Source organism: Streptomyces sp. NPDC058289 (genome assembly GCF_042880975.1).
Taxonomy (GTDB): Bacteria; Actinomycetota; Actinomycetes; order Streptomycetales; family Streptomycetaceae; genus Streptomyces; species Streptomyces stoeckheimensis.
In genome coordinates this window covers 107,780-123,176 of sequence record NZ_JBHVYI010000014.1, presented here as the reverse complement: position 1 = coordinate 123,176, position 15,397 = coordinate 107,780, and the positions used below count along the sequence as shown (strand labels likewise).

At 70.3% G+C, this 15,397-nt stretch carries 15 protein-coding genes; 9 read left to right on the top strand and 6 right to left on the bottom strand.

Annotated elements, in window-relative coordinates; genetic code table 11:
* Positions 1-37: 37 nt before the first annotated feature.
* Positions 38-526 (bottom strand): ATP-binding protein, encoded by a 489-nt coding sequence (locus ACFVX6_RS10110; RefSeq protein ID WP_389689800.1) that lies wholly within the window; start codon positions 524-526, stop codon positions 38-40.
* A 284-nt stretch (positions 527-810) separates the two neighbouring features.
* Between ACFVX6_RS10110 and ACFVX6_RS10105 the strand changes: the two genes are divergently transcribed.
* The 9 genes from ACFVX6_RS10105 to ACFVX6_RS10065 all read left to right on the top strand — a co-directional run bounded on the left by ACFVX6_RS10105 (position 811) and on the right by ACFVX6_RS10065 (position 10,744).
* On the top strand, positions 811-1,626 hold the full coding sequence (locus ACFVX6_RS10105) for a hypothetical protein (protein ID WP_389689798.1): 816 nt from the start codon (positions 811-813) through the stop codon (positions 1,624-1,626).
* A 110-nt stretch (positions 1,627-1,736) separates the two neighbouring features.
* Positions 1,737-2,465, top strand: coding sequence for a YcnI family protein (locus ACFVX6_RS10100; protein WP_389689796.1), 729 nt, complete (start codon positions 1,737-1,739; stop codon positions 2,463-2,465).
* Between the two features lie 113 nt (positions 2,466-2,578).
* Positions 2,579-3,232: an SCO family protein gene (locus ACFVX6_RS10095; RefSeq protein ID WP_389689794.1), complete on the top strand. Its 654-nt coding sequence runs from the start codon at positions 2,579-2,581 to the stop codon at positions 3,230-3,232.
* Positions 3,229-3,726: a copper chaperone PCu(A)C gene (locus ACFVX6_RS10090; protein ID WP_389689792.1), complete on the top strand. Its 498-nt coding sequence runs from the start codon at positions 3,229-3,231 to the stop codon at positions 3,724-3,726. The genes ACFVX6_RS10095 and ACFVX6_RS10090 overlap by 4 nt, the downstream gene beginning before the upstream one ends.
* 22 nt (positions 3,727-3,748) lie before the next feature.
* The gene (locus ACFVX6_RS10085; RefSeq protein WP_389689790.1) at positions 3,749-5,839 is read left to right on the top strand and encodes a copper resistance CopC/CopD family protein; all 2,091 of its coding nucleotides are present in this window, start codon (positions 3,749-3,751) and stop codon (positions 5,837-5,839) included.
* 71 nt (positions 5,840-5,910) lie between these two features.
* On the top strand, positions 5,911-7,152 hold the full coding sequence (efeB, locus tag ACFVX6_RS10080; RefSeq protein ID WP_389689813.1) for an iron uptake transporter deferrochelatase/peroxidase subunit: 1,242 nt from the start codon (positions 5,911-5,913) through the stop codon (positions 7,150-7,152).
* A gap of 42 nt (positions 7,153-7,194) precedes the next feature.
* Positions 7,195-8,130 (top strand): prephenate dehydratase, encoded by a 936-nt coding sequence (pheA, locus tag ACFVX6_RS10075; protein WP_250738568.1) that lies wholly within the window; start codon positions 7,195-7,197, stop codon positions 8,128-8,130.
* Positions 8,131-8,657: 527 nt separating this feature from the next.
* Positions 8,658-9,935 (top strand): serine--tRNA ligase, encoded by a 1,278-nt coding sequence (gene serS, locus ACFVX6_RS10070; protein ID WP_356506550.1) that lies wholly within the window; start codon positions 8,658-8,660, stop codon positions 9,933-9,935.
* Positions 9,932-10,744, top strand: a complete 813-nt coding sequence (locus ACFVX6_RS10065) for an HAD family hydrolase (protein ID WP_389689788.1) — start codon at positions 9,932-9,934, stop codon at positions 10,742-10,744. The genes serS and ACFVX6_RS10065 overlap by 4 nt, the downstream gene beginning before the upstream one ends.
* A 141-nt stretch (positions 10,745-10,885) precedes the next feature.
* Here the strand turns inward: ACFVX6_RS10065 and ACFVX6_RS10060 are convergent, their stop codons facing one another.
* From ACFVX6_RS10060 to ACFVX6_RS10040, 5 genes are all read right to left on the bottom strand, one after another.
* Positions 10,886-11,527, bottom strand: a complete 642-nt coding sequence (locus ACFVX6_RS10060; protein ID WP_389689786.1) for a rhomboid-like protein — start codon at positions 11,525-11,527, stop codon at positions 10,886-10,888.
* 113 nt (positions 11,528-11,640) lie between these two features.
* On the bottom strand, positions 11,641-12,360 hold the full coding sequence (locus ACFVX6_RS10055) for an ABC transporter permease (protein WP_389689784.1): 720 nt from the start codon (positions 12,358-12,360) through the stop codon (positions 11,641-11,643).
* Positions 12,361-12,374: 14 nt separating this feature from the next.
* Positions 12,375-13,286: an ABC transporter ATP-binding protein gene (locus ACFVX6_RS10050; RefSeq protein ID WP_250738573.1), complete on the bottom strand. Its 912-nt coding sequence runs from the start codon at positions 13,284-13,286 to the stop codon at positions 12,375-12,377.
* Positions 13,283-14,170, bottom strand: coding sequence for an ABC transporter permease subunit (locus ACFVX6_RS10045; protein ID WP_389689782.1), 888 nt, complete (start codon positions 14,168-14,170; stop codon positions 13,283-13,285). The genes ACFVX6_RS10050 and ACFVX6_RS10045 overlap by 4 nt, the downstream gene beginning before the upstream one ends.
* Positions 14,160-15,197: an ABC transporter ATP-binding protein gene (locus ACFVX6_RS10040; protein WP_389689780.1), complete on the bottom strand. Its 1,038-nt coding sequence runs from the start codon at positions 15,195-15,197 to the stop codon at positions 14,160-14,162. Before ACFVX6_RS10040 ends, ACFVX6_RS10045 begins: the two co-directional genes overlap by 11 nt.
* Positions 15,198-15,397: the final 200 nt, after the last annotated feature.

Here is a 15,397-nt window from a genome sequence, read left to right as displayed (position 1 = left end):
GGGCGGAACCCTCCACGGGTTCCGCCCATCGGCGCGTCTACGACACCTTCAGCAGGGAGTCGTCCCGCCACTTCAGCATCTTGTCGAAGCTGACCACGGCGCCCCGGCCCGGCCGGTTGCGGAAGCGGACGTGGTCGGCGAGTTCCTCGATCAGGTGCAGTCCCCGGCCGTGCTCGGCCAGGGACGGTCTGCGGCGGGCCACGGTCGCGGGCGGGAACCCCGGACCCGAGTCGCTCACTTCGATGCGACAGCGATCCCCGTCCAGATAGGCCGTGACGTGGTACGCCCCGGTCCCGTCCGGGGATCCGCCGCCCGGAGACGCGTCGTCCATGTAGCCGGAACGCGGGGCGGCTTCGCGGCCACCGTGCTCCACCGCATTCGCGCACGCCTCGCTCAGCGCCACCGACAGGTCGAAGGAGATGTCCGGGTCCACCCCCGCGGTCTCCATCGTCCCCAACAGCAGTCGCCTCGCGAGGGGCACACTCGCTGCTTCGCGCCTCAAGTGGAGAGACCACCAGATGCTCATACGGTTACCTATTGCCGCCCTGGGCCGGGGCTAAGCCCCTGAGGGCCGGCAGAGCCCTCGTTCGGCCGATGCGGCGCTCCCGGGCGGCGGTGTATGCGGGTGCGGGTGAGTGCAGGTGGGGGAGCGCTCGGTGCCTGGTCGGGTGCGTGCTCGGGTGCGGTGCTTTGGTACGTGCTCGGGTGCGTGTGCACCGACGCATGCGGGGACTCCGTGCGCGGGAATGCAAACCGGCTGTCGCACCTGCCGTATGCGGCGCCTAAGGCCAGTGCGATGATGGCCCGGCCATGACTGCCCCCCACGCGACGCAGGCCGGACCCGGCCTCAGGCTGATCCGGGCCGCGGTGTTCACCGCGGTCTGTGTCGTGCTGTCCGCGGTCGGGCACGCACTGGCCTCCTGCGCGACGGTGCCCTGGTGGTCCCTCTGCGCCGGCTTCCTCGCCGTCTTCGCGGTGGCGGCCCCGCTCGCGGGACGCCGCCGCTCGCTCCCCGGCATCGCCGCCGCACTGGCGGGCGGACAGCTCGCGCTGCACAGCGTGTTCGGCCTCGGCCAGCACACCGCCTCGGCGGGCAGCGGTACCTCCCCGGAGACCTCGCTCGCGGCACTGGCCGCCCAACTGGTGTGCGGGGGCAACTCCGTCCCGATCCGCCCGTCGGATGCCCGGCGGATCGTGGAGAGCGCCGGACTGGACCCGGACGCCGTGGCCGCTCAGGCCGAGGCGCAGGAGCACCTGGCGCACGCCCACATGGGGCAGGGCCTGGTGGAACCGGCCGGCGGACTGGTGGGGCTGCTCAGCCCGGCCATGCTGATCGGGCACCTGCTGGCCGCACTCGCCGCAGGCTGGCTGCTCGGGCGCGGCGACGCCGCGCTGTTCCGCCTCCTCGAACTGTCCAGGCTCTCCGCCGGAGCCGGACCGGTACGCCCGCTGCGTGCCGCGCTGGCCTACGTACGAGCCCTCGGCGCGGGCCTTCCGGCCCGCCCCGCCCGTACCCCGCGGGCAGCGGGCGACGGCACCGGCCCCGCTCTCTCCACGGGCCGGGACGCACTCCAGCACACGGTGATCAGGCGCGGGCCGCCCACGGCGTTCGCCCTCGCAGCCTGAAGCGGCACCTCTCCTCCCCGGGACTCACGACGGGAGCACCGGTGCCGCGAACTCCGTGCGCGCCGCGCGCGGAGCCACCGTCACCACAGCTTCCGTGGAGTGTTTCTGCCGTGAAGACCTCTCGCGTCTCCTTCGCCGCCGCCCTCGCCGCCGGTTCCGTCCTCCTCCTCTCCGGTACCGCCTTCGCCCACGTCGGCGTGCAGCCCGGCGAGGCCACCAAGGGCGGCTACGCGACGATCAACTTCAAGGTCCCCAACGAGCGCGACGGCGCCTCGACGACCCAGCTGGAAGTCAACTTCCCCGTCGACCAGCCGCTGTCCTCCGTCATGCCGCAAGACGTTCCCGGCTGGACCGTCAACGTGGAGAAGAGCAAGCTCGACAAGCCGCTCACCGTGCACGGCAAGCAGATCAACGAGGCCGTCACCAAGGTGACCTGGTCGGGCGGCAAGATCGAGCCCGGCAAGTTCCAGCAGTTCCCGCTGTCCATCGGCAAGCTGCCCGACAGCACGGACAAGATGGTCTTCAAGGCGATCCAGACCTACGACAACGGCGAGATCGTCCGCTGGATCGAGGAGCCCAAGGAAGGTGCCGCGGAGCCGCAGAACCCTGCGCCCGTCCTGAAGCTGATCGCCGCCCCGGCCGCGGACGACCACCACGACGCCGCCGCGAAGACGGACGGCGACAAGAACGGCGCCGCCGCCGACCACAAGGACGGCCACGACACGGCCGCCGCCAAGAGCGGATCCGACACGACCGCGCGGGCCCTCGGCATCGCTGGCATCGTCATCGGACTCGGTGGCGTGGCCTTCGGCGTCGCCTCGCGCCGCCGCACCTCCTGACCCGCCCGACTTCCTGACCTCCTGACCTGACGATCCTGCGCAGCCGGCCGGTCATCCGGGCCGGCCGGGCTCGCGGATCCACCCGTACCACCCCCGATCTCAGGGACTTCCCCATGCGCACCACACGTGTGACGCTCGCCGCCCTCGTGGCGGCGGCTGCCCTCACCCTCACCGCCTGCGGTGGTGAACCGGCCAAGAACGGCCAGGTCACCCAGATCAGCGAGAGCCAGGCGAAAGCCGGGTCCGCCACCGTGCTCGACCGCCCCTTCGACAAGCCGGACGTCGTCCTCACGGACACCACCGGCAAGCCGTGGAACCTGCGCGAGCAGACCAAGGGCAAGCCGACGCTCATCTACTTCGGCTACACCCGCTGCCCCGACGTGTGCCCCCTGACGATGAGCAACATCGCCGTCGCCAAGAAGGCACTCCCCAAGGCCGACCAGGACAAGCTCCAGATCGTCTTCATCACCACCGACCCGGAACGGGACACTCCCGAATCCCTCGGCGCGTGGCTCAAGGCCCAGGACCCGGCATTCACCGGGCTGACCGGTGACTTCGCCACCATCCAGGCCGCCGCACGCACGCTCGGCATCGGTATCGAGGCCGCCACGAAGGACGCCAACGGCAACGTCGTCTCCATGCACGGCGCCCAGGTCATCGCCTTCTCGCCCAAGACCGACGAGGGATACCTCCTCTACGGCGAGAGCACCACCGTCGATGACTACACCAAGGACCTGCCGAAGATCGTCAAGGGAGAGAACCCGTGAACGCCCGCACCACCCGCACCCTCGCAGCCGCCCTCTCCCTGACGGCCGCGCTCGCCATATCCGGCTGCTCTTCGGATTTCGACTCCGCATCCGCGTCCGGTGACGCGCCGAAGCTGACGGTCAGCGGCGGCTACATGCCGGAGCCCGTGAACGACCAGATGGCCGGCGCCTTCATGGTCATCAAGAACGACTCCAAGACGGCCGACAAGCTGACCGGCGCCACGAGCACACTGTCCGACGATCTGCAGGTCCACGAGACCAAGGACCAGAAGATGCAGCAGGTGCAGTCCATGGACGTGCCCGCGAACGGCGAACTGAAGCTGGAGCGCGGCGGCAGCCACGTCATGTTCATGGGGCTCAAGAACACCCCCAAGGTCGGTGACAAGGTGACCGTCGAACTGCGCTTCGAGAAGTCCGGCCCGATCAAGGTCGAGCTGGACGTCAAGGAGCGGACGTACAAGGCTCCGACATCCACCGACGGCACCGCCCACTGACGGACCGAGGGACTGACACGCCATGACGGCCACCGCCCCGACCCCATCCACGGCCCGCGTCCGCGCCACGGCACTCCTGCCGCGGCTCACGCTGGTCCTCGCCGCTCTGCTGGCAGCCTTCTTCGCCGCTGCCGCGCCGGCCTCGGCACACGCCGCGCTGACCGCGAGCGACCCCACGGACGGGTCGGTGGTCGCCACGGCGCCCGCCCAGATCACGCTCTCCTTCTCGGAGGGGGTCGCCATGAACGGCGACTCCATCCGCGTCCTGGACCCCCGGGGCAAGCGCGTCGACACCGGTGAACTGCGCGACCTCTGCAGCGGGAGCATCATCCGCTACGGCACCGCCCTGCGCCCGGGACTGCCGGACGGCACCTACACCGTCGCCTGGCAGGCCATATCCGCGGACAGCCATCCGGTCTCCGGCGCCTTCACCTTCTCCATCGGAGCCCCCTCCGAGACCGCCGTCTCACTGCCCTCACGGACGGCGGGCGACGGGCCCGTCGCCGTGGCCTACGGCATCGCGCGCTACGTGGCCTACGCCGGGTTCGCCGTGCTCGTCGGCGCCGCCGCCTTCATCCTCCTGTGCTGGCGCCGGGGCGCCGCGCAGCGGCCGATGCAGAAGCTGGTCGTACGGGCCTGGGTCGCGCTCACCGTGGCCACCCTGGTGATGCTGCTGCTCCGCAACCCGTACACCGGGTCGGGGAACTTCGCCGACGCCTTCGACCTGGCCGGGCTGAAGGCCGTCCTGGAGACCAAGTCCGGGGCCTCGCTCGTCTCGCGGCTGCTGCTCCTCGGCGCCGCCGCACTGTTCATCACCGTGCTGTTCGGCTCCTATGCCCGGCGCCACACGTCGGACGACTCGGGCGGTTCGGACGGCTCCGAGGCCGCCGCTACGTCCGAAGCCACCGCTACCTCCGAAGCCTGCGAAGAGGACGCCAAGGGGGAGAGCGACCTCGTCTTCGGGCTCGGCATCGGCGGGACCGTCGTCGCGGGCGGCATCGCCGCCACTTGGGCGCTGTCCGAGCACGCCTCGACCGGTATCCAGCCCGCCCTCGCCATGCCCGTCGACATCGTGCACCTGCTGGCCGTCGCCACGTGGCTCGGCGGACTCACCGCGCTGCTCGTCGCGCTCCACAAGGTCCCCGGGATCGAGCGGACGGCCATCCGGCGCTTCTCCACCGTCGCCTTCACCAGCGTTCTGGTCCTGGCCTGCACCGGCACCTACCAGGCCTGGCGCCAGGTCGGCAGTTGGTCCGCCCTGACCGGCACCGATTACGGCCGGCTGCTGCTCGTCAAGATCGGCCTCGTCGCCCTCGTCGTGGCCATCGCCTACACCTCCCGGAAGTGGACTTCGCGGCTGGCCGGGGGCCGGGGCGAGGTCGAAGTCGAGGGCAAGGGGGAGGACAAGGCCGAGGGAGAGGAGGAAGACGCCTCCGATGTTTCACGTGAAACATCGCCCGTGGCCGTCACCCCGGCCGCCGACGCCGTCCCCGATGCCAGCACCTCCGACACCAGCACCTCCGACACCGTCGCCTCCGACCCCCAGCGCGCCGCGCAGCTCGCGCGCCAGAGCGCCGCCCGGCGCACCGCGCGGGAGAAGCAGGTACGTGACGCCGACCCGGACCGTGCCGGCCTGCGCCGGTCCGTCCTCGCCGAGGCCGGTGTCGCCGTGGTCCTGCTGGCCGTCACCACCATCCTCACCAGCACCGAGCCCGGCCGTGCCGCGGAGTTGGAGGCCGGTCGCGGGTCCACCGCCACGGCTGTTCCCGACCGCGCGGTCAAGGTCACGCTGCCCTTCGACACCGGCGGTCAGAACGGCAAGGGCTCGGTCCGGCTCCAGCTGGACCCGGGCCGCGTCGGTGCGAACACCCTCCACGTGTGGGCCGAGACCCCCGACGGCAAGCCGCTCGACCTGCCCGAGCTCAAGGTGTCGTTCACCTTGGAAGCCAAGGAGATCGGCCCCCTTCCGGTCCTGCCCGAGCGCGCCGCGCCAGGCCACTGGACCGCATCGGGCGTCCAGCTTCCGCTGACCGGCGACTGGCGGATCGACGTGACCATCCGCACCTCCGACATCGACCAGACGACCGTCCAGAAGCACGTGAAGATCGGCTGACCAGCGTGACCCAGAACAGCGACCCCACCGAAAGCACTGCGAGCACCGAGGGCAGCACCGGGCTCCCCGGCCTGGAGATCTCCCGGCGCCGCCTGCTGGGCACGGTCGGCGCCGCGGGCGCGGCCGGGCTCGCGCTCGGCGCCGCCGGCGGCGCCCTAGTGCAGTCCGAGGTGTCCGAGTCCGGGACGGCGGGCTCCGGCGGCGCTCCCGGCAGCCTCGGTGCCACCCGGGTCGACTTCCACGGGGAGCACCAGGCCGGCATCACCACGCCCCTCCAGGCCAAGGGCCACGTGGTCGCCTTCGACCTGGCGCCCGGTGCCGGGCGTACCGAGGCAGCCGCCCTGATGCGGCGCTGGTCCGATACCGCGCGGCGGCTGACGGCGGGCGAGACCGCACCGGTCGCCGACACCGGCATCGCCCTCGGCTCCGGCCCCTCCTCCCTCACGGTGACCTTCGGCTTCGGCCACTCCTTCTTCGAGCGCACCGGACTCACCGCGCGCCGCCCCGCCGCCCTCGACCCGCTGCCGGACTTCTCCGCCGACCGCCTCGACGCCCAGCGCAGCAACGGCGACCTGTGGGTCCAGATCGGCTCCGACGACGCGCTGGTCGCCTTCCACGCGCTGCGCGCGCTGCAGAAGGACGCCGGAGAGGCGGCCCGGCCGCGCTGGCAGATGAACGGCTTCAACCGCTCTCCCGGCGCCACCGCCTCCCCCATGACGGCCCGCAACCTCATGGGCCAGGTCGACGGCACCAACAATCCGAAGCCCACCGAAGCCGACTTCGACCGGCGGATCTTCGTCCAGGGCACCGTGCCCCCGGAGCACGCCTGGATGGTCGGGGGTTCGTACGCCGTCGTACGCCGTATCCGCATGCTCCTCGACCACTGGGACCAGCAGTCGCTCGCCCAGCAGGAGCAGGTCATCGGGCGTACGAAGGCCACCGGCGCCCCGCTGACCGGAGGCGGCGAGACCACCGCCCCGGCCCTCGACAAGATCGGCGCCGACGGAAAGCCGGTCATCCCCTCCAATGCGCACGCCCGGATCTCCGCACCCGCACAGAACGGCGGAGCGGCCATGCTCCGGCGTCCGTTCTCCTTCCACGACGGGATCGCCGCCGACGGAACCCCCGACGCCGGGCTCCTCTTCATCTGCTGGCAGGCCGACCCGTCCCGCGGTTTCGTCCCCGTCCAGCGCAAGCTCGACCGCGGCGACGCCCTGTCGGAATTCATCCGGCACGAGTCGAGCGGCCTGTACGCGGTGCCGCCCGGCGCACGCGCCGGGGAGTACGTGGGTCAACGGCTGCTCGAAGGGTGAACAGCCCAGGTGGCGTCCGGGCCCCGGCATTAGGCTGATCGCATGTCGGCCACCCGCTTCACCTATCTCGGTCCCGAAGGCACGTTCACCGAAGCCGCCCTTCGCACCCTCCCCGAAGCCGCGACCCGGGAGCTCGTCCCGATGGTTTCGGTCCCGGCAGCCCTGGACGCCGTGCGCAACGGCGAGGCCGCGGCGGCCCTGGTCCCGATCGAGAACTCGGTGGAGGGCGGGGTCACCTCGACCCTGGACGAGCTGGCCGGCGGCGTGCCGCTGATGATCTACCGCGAGGTGCTGCTCCCCATCGCGTTCGCGCTGCTGGTGCGGCCCGGGACCAAGCTGTCGGACGTCAAGACCGTCACCGGGCACCCGGTCGCCCAGCCGCAGGTGCGCAACTGGCTGCGGTCGAACCTGCCCGATGCCCTGTGGGAGTCGGCGGCGTCCAATGCCGACGGTGCCCGGCTGGTCCAGGAGGGCCGCTTCGACGCCGCCTTCGCGGGCGAGTTCGCGGCCGCCACCTACGGGCTGGTCCCGCTGGTCACCGAGATCCACGACGCGCAGAACGCGGAGACCCGCTTCGTGCTCGTCGGGCGTCCCGCCCGCCCGGCCGCGCCGACCGGCGCCGACAAGACCTCCGTCGTGCTGTGGATGGGCGACGACCGCCCCGGTGCGCTGCTGGAGCTGCTCCAGGAGTTCGCCGTCCGCGGAGTGAACCTGATGCTGATCCAGTCCCGGCCGACGGGTGCGGGGATCGGCAATTACTGCTTCGCCGTCGACGCCGAGGGCCACATCTCCGACCGCCGGGTCGGGGAGGCACTCATGGGTCTCAAGCGCACCTGCCCCCAGATCCGGTTCCTCGGCTCCTACCCGCGCGCCGGTGTCGCTCAGGGTGACGTCCAGGCCGCCCGGGCCGGCACCTCCGACGGCGACTTCACCGCGGCCTCGGACTGGCTGACGCGGTGCCTCGACGGGCGCCCCTAACGCTCCGTCCACTGTCCACAGAGTTATCCACAGGGATCACTGTGAACCTGGGGACAAGTCGACAGAGCAGCACGACAAGGTCGACAAATCGGTCGGGTGGCACAGGTTTCGCGCTGACGAGCGGGAGGTGAACGGCGTCACCCCTGTATCACCGATCAACTCTTTGGGGCGAGTCATTCCCACCCGAATGAGTGTGTGAGGGTGGTTTGAACCCTGATTGGGCTCGCTCGCTCCGCAGTCGAGATTGATCTATTCCTGTGTCCACAGATGCGACACACAGCCTGTGGATAAGCCGGTCGCCTGGGGAATTCCTGTGGACAAGGAAGCCCCTTCCCTCCTGCTCAGGGGCTGCCCGACCACTGTCGCTCTGCCCCTTTTCGGGGAATGGGGTCGGTTTTATCGGCCTCCGCGGAAGGGTCGCTTCCAGCCTCCCGCCGGAAGTTTTCCATTCGAGGCAATTAGGACAAAGTGACACGCAGCGTGATATCGGTGCGATCCCCGGAAGCCCGGCCCGGTAGCCTGGAGGGGTGATTGACCTCCGGCTGCTCCGTGAAGACCCTGACCGTGTCCGCGCCTCGCAGCGCGCCCGTGGAGAGGACGTCGCCCTCGTCGACGCACTGCTCTCCGCCGACGAGCGCCGCAGGTCCTCCGGCATGCGATTCGACGAACTCCGCAACGAGCAGAAGTCGCTCGGCAAGCTCATCCCCAAGGCCTCTCCGGAGGAGCGGGCCGAGCTGCTGAAGAAGGCCGATCAGCTCAAGCAGGACGTGAAGGCCGCCGAGGCCGAGCAGAACGAGGCGGACGAAGCCGCCAAGCAGCTGCTCCTGCGGCTCGGCAACGTCGTCCACACGGACGTGCCCGTCGGCGGCGAGGAGGACTTCGTCGTCCTCGAGACGCACGGCACCATCCGCGACTTCGGCGCCGAGGGCTTCGAGCCCAAGGACCACCTGGAGCTCGGCGAGTCCCTGGGCGCCATCGACGTCGAGCGCGGCGCCAAGGTGTCCGGCTCGCGCTTCTACTACCTCACGGGCATCGGCGCACTGCTGGAGCTTGCCCTCGTCAACGCGGCCATCGCGCAGGCCACGGAGGCCGGCTTCACCCCGATGCTCACCCCGGCGCTGGTCCGCCCGCGTGCCATGGAGGGCACCGGCTTCCTCGGTCAGGCCGCGGAGAACGTGTACCACCTGGAGGGCGACGACCTGTACCTGGTCGGCACCTCCGAGGTCCCGCTCGCCGCGTACCACATGGACGAGATCATCGACGCGGACAAGCTGCCGCTGCGCTACGCCGGCTTCTCCCCGTGCTTCCGCCGCGAGGCCGGCACGTACGGCAAGGACACCCGCGGCATCTTCCGCGTCCACCAGTTCGACAAGGTCGAGATGTTCTCGTACGTCGCGCCGGAGGAGGCCGAGGCCGAGCACCAGCGGCTCCTGGACTGGGAGAAGCAGTGGCTGACCAGCCTGGAGCTGCCGTTCCAGGTGATCGACGTCGCCACCGGCGACCTGGGCGCCTCCGCCTCCCGCAAGTTCGACTGCGAGGCGTGGATCCCCACCCAGGGCAAGTACCGCGAGCTGACCTCCGCCTCGAACTGTGACGGCTTCCAGGCCCGCCGCCTGTCGATCCGCTACCGCGACGGCAAGAAGACCGCTCCGCTGTCCACCCTGAACGGAACGCTGTGCGCGGTCCCGCGCACGATCGTCGCGATCCTGGAGAACCACCAGCAGGCCGACGGCACGGTCCGGGTTCCCCCGGTGCTCCGGCCCTACCTGGGCGGTCGGGAAATCCTGGAGCCGATCACCAAGTGAGCACGGCCCCGTTCCCCTACAAGCTCGTCGCGACCGACCTCGACGGGACGCTGCTCCGCGGCGACGACACCGTCTCGGAGCGCACCCGTGAGGCGCTCCTCGCGGCCACCGCGGCGGGCGCAGCGCACATCATCGTCACCGGCCGCGCCGTGCCGTGGACCCGGCACGTCCTCGATGACCTGGGCTACAAGGGCATCGCCGTCTGCGGACAGGGCGCGCAGGTCTACGACGCGGGCGCGCACAGGCTGCTGACCTCGGTGACGCTCGACCGGAAGCTCGCCGCGCTGGCGCTGGAGAAGATCGAGGCCGAGGTCGGTCCGCTGGCGCTCGCCGCCAGCCGGGACGGAGTCGAGGGCGAGGTGCTCTTCGGCCCCGGCTACCAGGTACAGGAGGGCCTTCCCGCGCTCTACCTGGAGGACACCGCCGAGGTCTGGTCGGCTCCGCTGAACAAGCTGTACATCCAGCACCCCGAGCTGGACGAGGACGCCCTCGTCCAGGTGGCCCGGGAGACCGTGGGCAGCCTGGTCGGCATCGTCATGGCCGGTCCCGGTGTCGTGGAGATCCTGCCACTGGGGCTGAGCAAGGCCACCGGTCTCTCGCTGGCCGCGCGCCGGCTGGGGGTGAAGGCGGCCGAGACGATCGCCTTCGGCGACATGCCCAACGACATCCCGATGTTCGGCTGGGCCGCGCACGGAGTGGCGATGGCCAACGCGCACGCGGAGCTCAAGGCGGTGGCGGACGAGGTCACCACCTCCAACGAGGAGGACGGCATCGCCGTGGTCCTGGAGCGTCTGCTGGGCGCCGCGTAACCGAGCGGAAGACGAACGGAAGGTCCGGAACGGCCCGCGCCGCCAGGCGCGCTCGAAGTGGCCGTTCCGGACCTTCTTGTTTCTCCCCGCACGGCTCACTCTGCCCCCGCCGCACGCCTCGTACCAGTGAATTTCCGTCCGTCAGCCGGGATTCCGGCGCGGCTTCGGGTGCCGGGTCAGCGGCCAGGCGAGGAGGCCGACGGCGAGTGCGATGGCGTGGCCGAAGTCGGTGAAGGTGCCGTCGCTGACGAGCGGGAGCCCGAAGAAGGCCACGGAGCCGGCCAGGTAGAACCAGCGCCAGGGGGCGGGCAGTCGGTACGTCAGCACCCCGACGGCGGTCGCGAGTCCGTAGCTGACGCCGATGTCGACGACGTGGACCATGCTGCGCGGGGCGCGGTGGTCCTGGATGGCCATCAGGACCAGCTTCTGGCTGATCAGCGTGGCCGTGATGTGTCCGGTCGCGATGATGAAGAGCCAGCGCAGGGTGCCGAGCCAGCGCTCGACGTTGGCCTGGAAGATCTCGAAGAGGACGCAGTAGAGCGGGAGCGAGGCGGGATCCTCGATCCAGAACGCGCTGCTGAGCAGCGCCCGTATGGGGTGCCGGGCGAGCTCGTGGATATTGCTGCTGTTGCGGTGGAGCAGGACGTGTTCGAGATGGTCGGGCACGATCACGACCACGATGCTGGTGACCACGATGATCAGCAGCCAGATGTGGGTGCCGGGCGCGGAGCGTATCCAGGACCGCACTGGCCTGGACGGCTCGGGCTCGGTGTACTCGATCATGCACCGATGATCTCGCGCAAAGCTGTGCCCCGCCTGGCCGGTGGGCCGGGCGGGGCACTGTTTCACGTGAAACATCCGCTGCCGGCGCCCCCGTGGACGCCGGTGCGGACGTCCTACTCCTCGCCCGCCAGGGTCAGGCGGCGGAGCTTCTGTCCGGCGTAGAAGGTGGCGCCGACGGTGACCGCGACGAGCAGGATCACCGCGGTGGGCAGCCCGACGGTGGCGTCCACGTACCCCTCGCCCGCGACCTTCTGGGCGAGGGCCAGCGACCACTGCTGGACGCTGAGGGTCTTGGCGCCGTCGACGAGGCTGCCGAAGAGCGACTCCCAGATCAGGGCGTAGACCAGGCCGAAGACGACCGCGTGCCGGCTGACGGTGCCCAGCAGCAGGAACAGGGCGCTGTAGGCGACCGAGGCGACGAGGGCGGCGACGGTGTAGGCGACGGCGATCTGCTGGCCGTTGCCGTTGAGGATGAAGCCGGCGATCAGGGTGGGGATCGCGGAGAAGACCATGGTGAGGGCGATCGCGACGGTCAGTTTCGTCAGGATGATCGTCGGGCGCTTCACCGGCTTCGAGAGCAGGTAGACGATCGAGCCGTCGTCGATCTCCGGGCCGATGGCGCCGGTGCCGGCGATGACGCCGATCAGCGGGACCATCGTCGCCAGGGCGAACCCGCCGAGGAGATCGGCGGCGACCTTGTCGTCGAGGCCGGTGAAGGCGCGCACGGCGATGGAGATGGCGATCAGCAGGACGGGCAGCGCACAGAGGATCAGTGCGCGGCGACGGCCGAGCAGGGCCCGGTAGGTGAGCCGGGCAACGGTGGGGTTGTACATGAGTGCCAGCTCCTTCAGGCCGCGACGAGGTAGGAGAAGACCGACTCGAGGGACTCGTCGGAAGGCGAGACCGTCAGCAGCCGGATGCCGTGCTCGCGGGCGACCCGCGGCAGCAGCTGGGTGAAGCGCCCGAAGTCGACGGCCTGGATGCGCAGGGCGCCTTCCTTGAGGTCCACCTCGATCCCGGCGGTGGACGGGTCGGCGATCAGGGCCGCGGCGAGGGCCCGGTCGTCGGAGGAGCGGACGAGGTAGCGGTGCGGGCGGTCCGTCATCAGGCGGCGGATCTTGCGGAAGTCGCCGGAGGCTGCGTGCCGGCCGGCCACGACCACCTCGATGTGGGAGGCGAGCTGTTCGACCTCCTCCAGGATGTGCGAGGAGAACAGCACGGTGCGACCGTCGTCGCCCATCCGCCGCAGCAGCTCCATGAGCTGCATGCGCTGGCGCGGGTCCATGCCGTTGAAGGGCTCGTCGAGAAGCAGCACGGACGGGTCGTGGACCAGGGCGGAGGCCATCTTCACGCGCTGGCGCATGCCCTTGGAGTACGTGGAGATCTTGCGGTCCTGCGCGTACTCCATCTCGACCGTGGCCAGGGCCCGCTGGGCGGCCGCCTCGTCGAGACCGTGGAGTTCGGCGTTGGCGACGACGAACTCCTTGCCGGTGAGGAAGTCGTACATGGCCTCGCGCTCGGGCACGACGCCGATCTGCTTGTAGACCTGCTCGTTCTGCCAGATCGGGGTGCCGTCGAGGGTGACGGTGCCCGTGGAGGGGGCGAGGAAGCCGCCCATCATGTTGATGAGGGTGGACTTGCCGGCGCCGTTGGGGCCGAGCAGGCCGGTGACTCCGGGACCGATGCGCATGGTCACGTCGTTGACGGCGACGACGTTCCCGAACCAGCGGGAGGTGTGGTCGATGTCGATGATGCTCACAGCCCGGCCTTCCGGTAGCGGGCCATCAGGGCGGCGTAGGAGCCGGCGATGAGGCCGAGGATGACGAGCAGGTAGACGAAGCCGACGGCGCTCGAGGGGCCCTCGCTGCCGGGGAAGCCGGAGTCGGCACCGAGGAAGGCGGTCTGCAGGCCGTCGATGAGGCTCATCGGGGAGAACAGGCCCAGCCACTCGATGCCGCCGGTCGAGCCGGTCTCGTAGGCGATGGCCTGGACGGCGGACACGGCGCCGTAGAGGATCAGGAGCACGGCGATGATGGCGGCGACGCCGAAGCCGCGGCGCGGGGTGAGCGCGGCCATGACCAGGCCGAGGCCGGAGAAGAGCAGCGACAGCAGCAGTACCGACACCAGTGCCTGCCCGAATCCCTTGGTCTGGTCGGCGAAGTCGAACTTCGCCAGGAGCGAGCCGATCCACATGATCAGCAGCGGGGTGGCCGTGAGGATGAACAGTGCCGAGGCCATGGCCGCGAACTTGGCCAGGACGTAGTCGACGCGCTCGATGGGCCGCGAGAAGTAGAGCGGCACCGTCTTGAAGCGCAGGTCCCTCGAGACGGACTGCGGTGCCTGCGAGGCGAGGTAGAGGTAGACGATCACCTGGGTGGTCATCGCGTACGTCGTGTACTTGATCGGCAGGGCGGTGGAGCCGGGCACGGTGATGGCGACCGCGACGAGGATCAGCGCGGGAACGCACATCACCGCGAAGAGCAGCATCGGCAGCACCTTGGACTTGGCCGAACGGCCGAGTCCGTAGGCGCCGCGCAGGGACTGCGCGAAGAGCGACTTGCGGGCGTAGGAGCGGCCGAGGCGGGGGCCGTCGTAGGACCGGTAGCCGATGTTGTGGATCTGGGTCGAGGTGTCAGGCGCCATCGGAACCGGCTCCCTTCTGCTGGGTGGCGGCCCAGGCGGTGGCCTGGGCGGACTGGGCTGCGAACTGCTCGGCCCGGGCGGCCGCCGCGTCGCTGTCGCGGAAGACCTCGGCGATGTGGTGGCGGCGCTGTTCCATGCGGACCAGCCCGATGCCGAGATCGGCCACCGTGTCGCGGACGGTGTCGTACGTGGCCTCGCCGGTGGCCTCGACGAGGAGGATGTGGCCGGCTCCGGGCAGGCCCTCCTCCTCGCCCGCATGCAGCGTCACTCCCGCCTCGGTGAGCGCCTTGCGCAGGGCGGCGGTGCCGTCCGGGTGGGCGTCGGAGTCGGTGACCTCGACCGCGAGGGTCGTGGTGGTCTGGGTGAAGTCGCTGGTGGAGCTGGAGCGCAGCAGTTTGCCGCCGTCGACGACCACGACGTGGTCGCAGGTCCGCTCCAGCTCGCCGAGCAGGTGGGAGGTGACCAGGACCGAGATCCCGAAGTCGGTGTAGACGCGGCGGATCAGGCCCAGCATCTCGTCACGGCCGACCGGGTCGAGGCCGTTGGTGGGCTCGTCGAGGAGCACCAGTTGCGGGTCGTGGACCAGCGCCTGGGCGAGCTTGACGCGCTGCTTCATGCCCGTGGAGTAGCCGCCGATGGGGCGGTAGCGCTCCTCGTACAGCCCCACGTGGCGCAGGGTGTCCGCGGTGCGCTCACGGGCGGCGGTCGGCGGGAGCCCGGACATGCGCGCCATGTGCACGACGAACTCGGTGGCCGAGACATCGGGGGGCAGGCAGTCGTGTTCGGGCATGTAGCCGACGCGCTCGCGGATCGCGCTGCCGTGAGTGGCTACGTCGAGTCCGAGCACGGCGGCGGTGCCCTCGGTGGCGGGGGACAGTCCCAGCAGAATCTTGATCAGCGTGGACTTGCCGGCTCCGTTGGCGCCCACGAGCCCGGTAACTCCGGGGCCGATGTCCAAGGAGAGCCGGTCGAGGGCGGTCACTCGGGGGTACCGCTTGCTCAGGCTTTCGGTCGCGATGACAGTCACGTGAACGACGTTAGTGGCGCGCCGGGCCCGGATCGTCAGACCTGGAGCTCGATCCTTTCTCCGCCTTCAGGACTACAGACCCCGACATAAGGCTGACGTAGGGCTGATGCGTACCGGACAAGTTTGTCCACAGGTCCGTGCACGGGCCTTGACGTGATCTCCGGTCATTGTCACATTCATCAGTGTCAAGTTACGGGCGC

Coding starts and splice junctions, on each gene's coding strand:
- ACFVX6_RS10110 (WP_389689800.1), bottom strand. CDS start 526: ATGAGCATCTGGTGGTCTCTCCACTTGAGGCGCGAAGCAGCGAGTGTG.
- ACFVX6_RS10105 (WP_389689798.1), top strand. CDS start 811: ATGACTGCCCCCCACGCGACGCAGGCCGGACCCGGCCTCAGGCTGATC.
- ACFVX6_RS10095 (WP_389689794.1), top strand. CDS start 2,579: ATGCGCACCACACGTGTGACGCTCGCCGCCCTCGTGGCGGCGGCTGCC.
- ACFVX6_RS10085 (WP_389689790.1), top strand. CDS start 3,749: ATGACGGCCACCGCCCCGACCCCATCCACGGCCCGCGTCCGCGCCACG.
- pheA (WP_250738568.1), top strand. CDS start 7,195: ATGTCGGCCACCCGCTTCACCTATCTCGGTCCCGAAGGCACGTTCACC.
- ACFVX6_RS10060 (WP_389689786.1), bottom strand. CDS start 11,527: ATGATCGAGTACACCGAGCCCGAGCCGTCCAGGCCAGTGCGGTCCTGG.
- ACFVX6_RS10055 (WP_389689784.1), bottom strand. CDS start 12,360: ATGTACAACCCCACCGTTGCCCGGCTCACCTACCGGGCCCTGCTCGGC.
- ACFVX6_RS10045 (WP_389689782.1), bottom strand. CDS start 14,170: ATGGCGCCTGACACCTCGACCCAGATCCACAACATCGGCTACCGGTCC.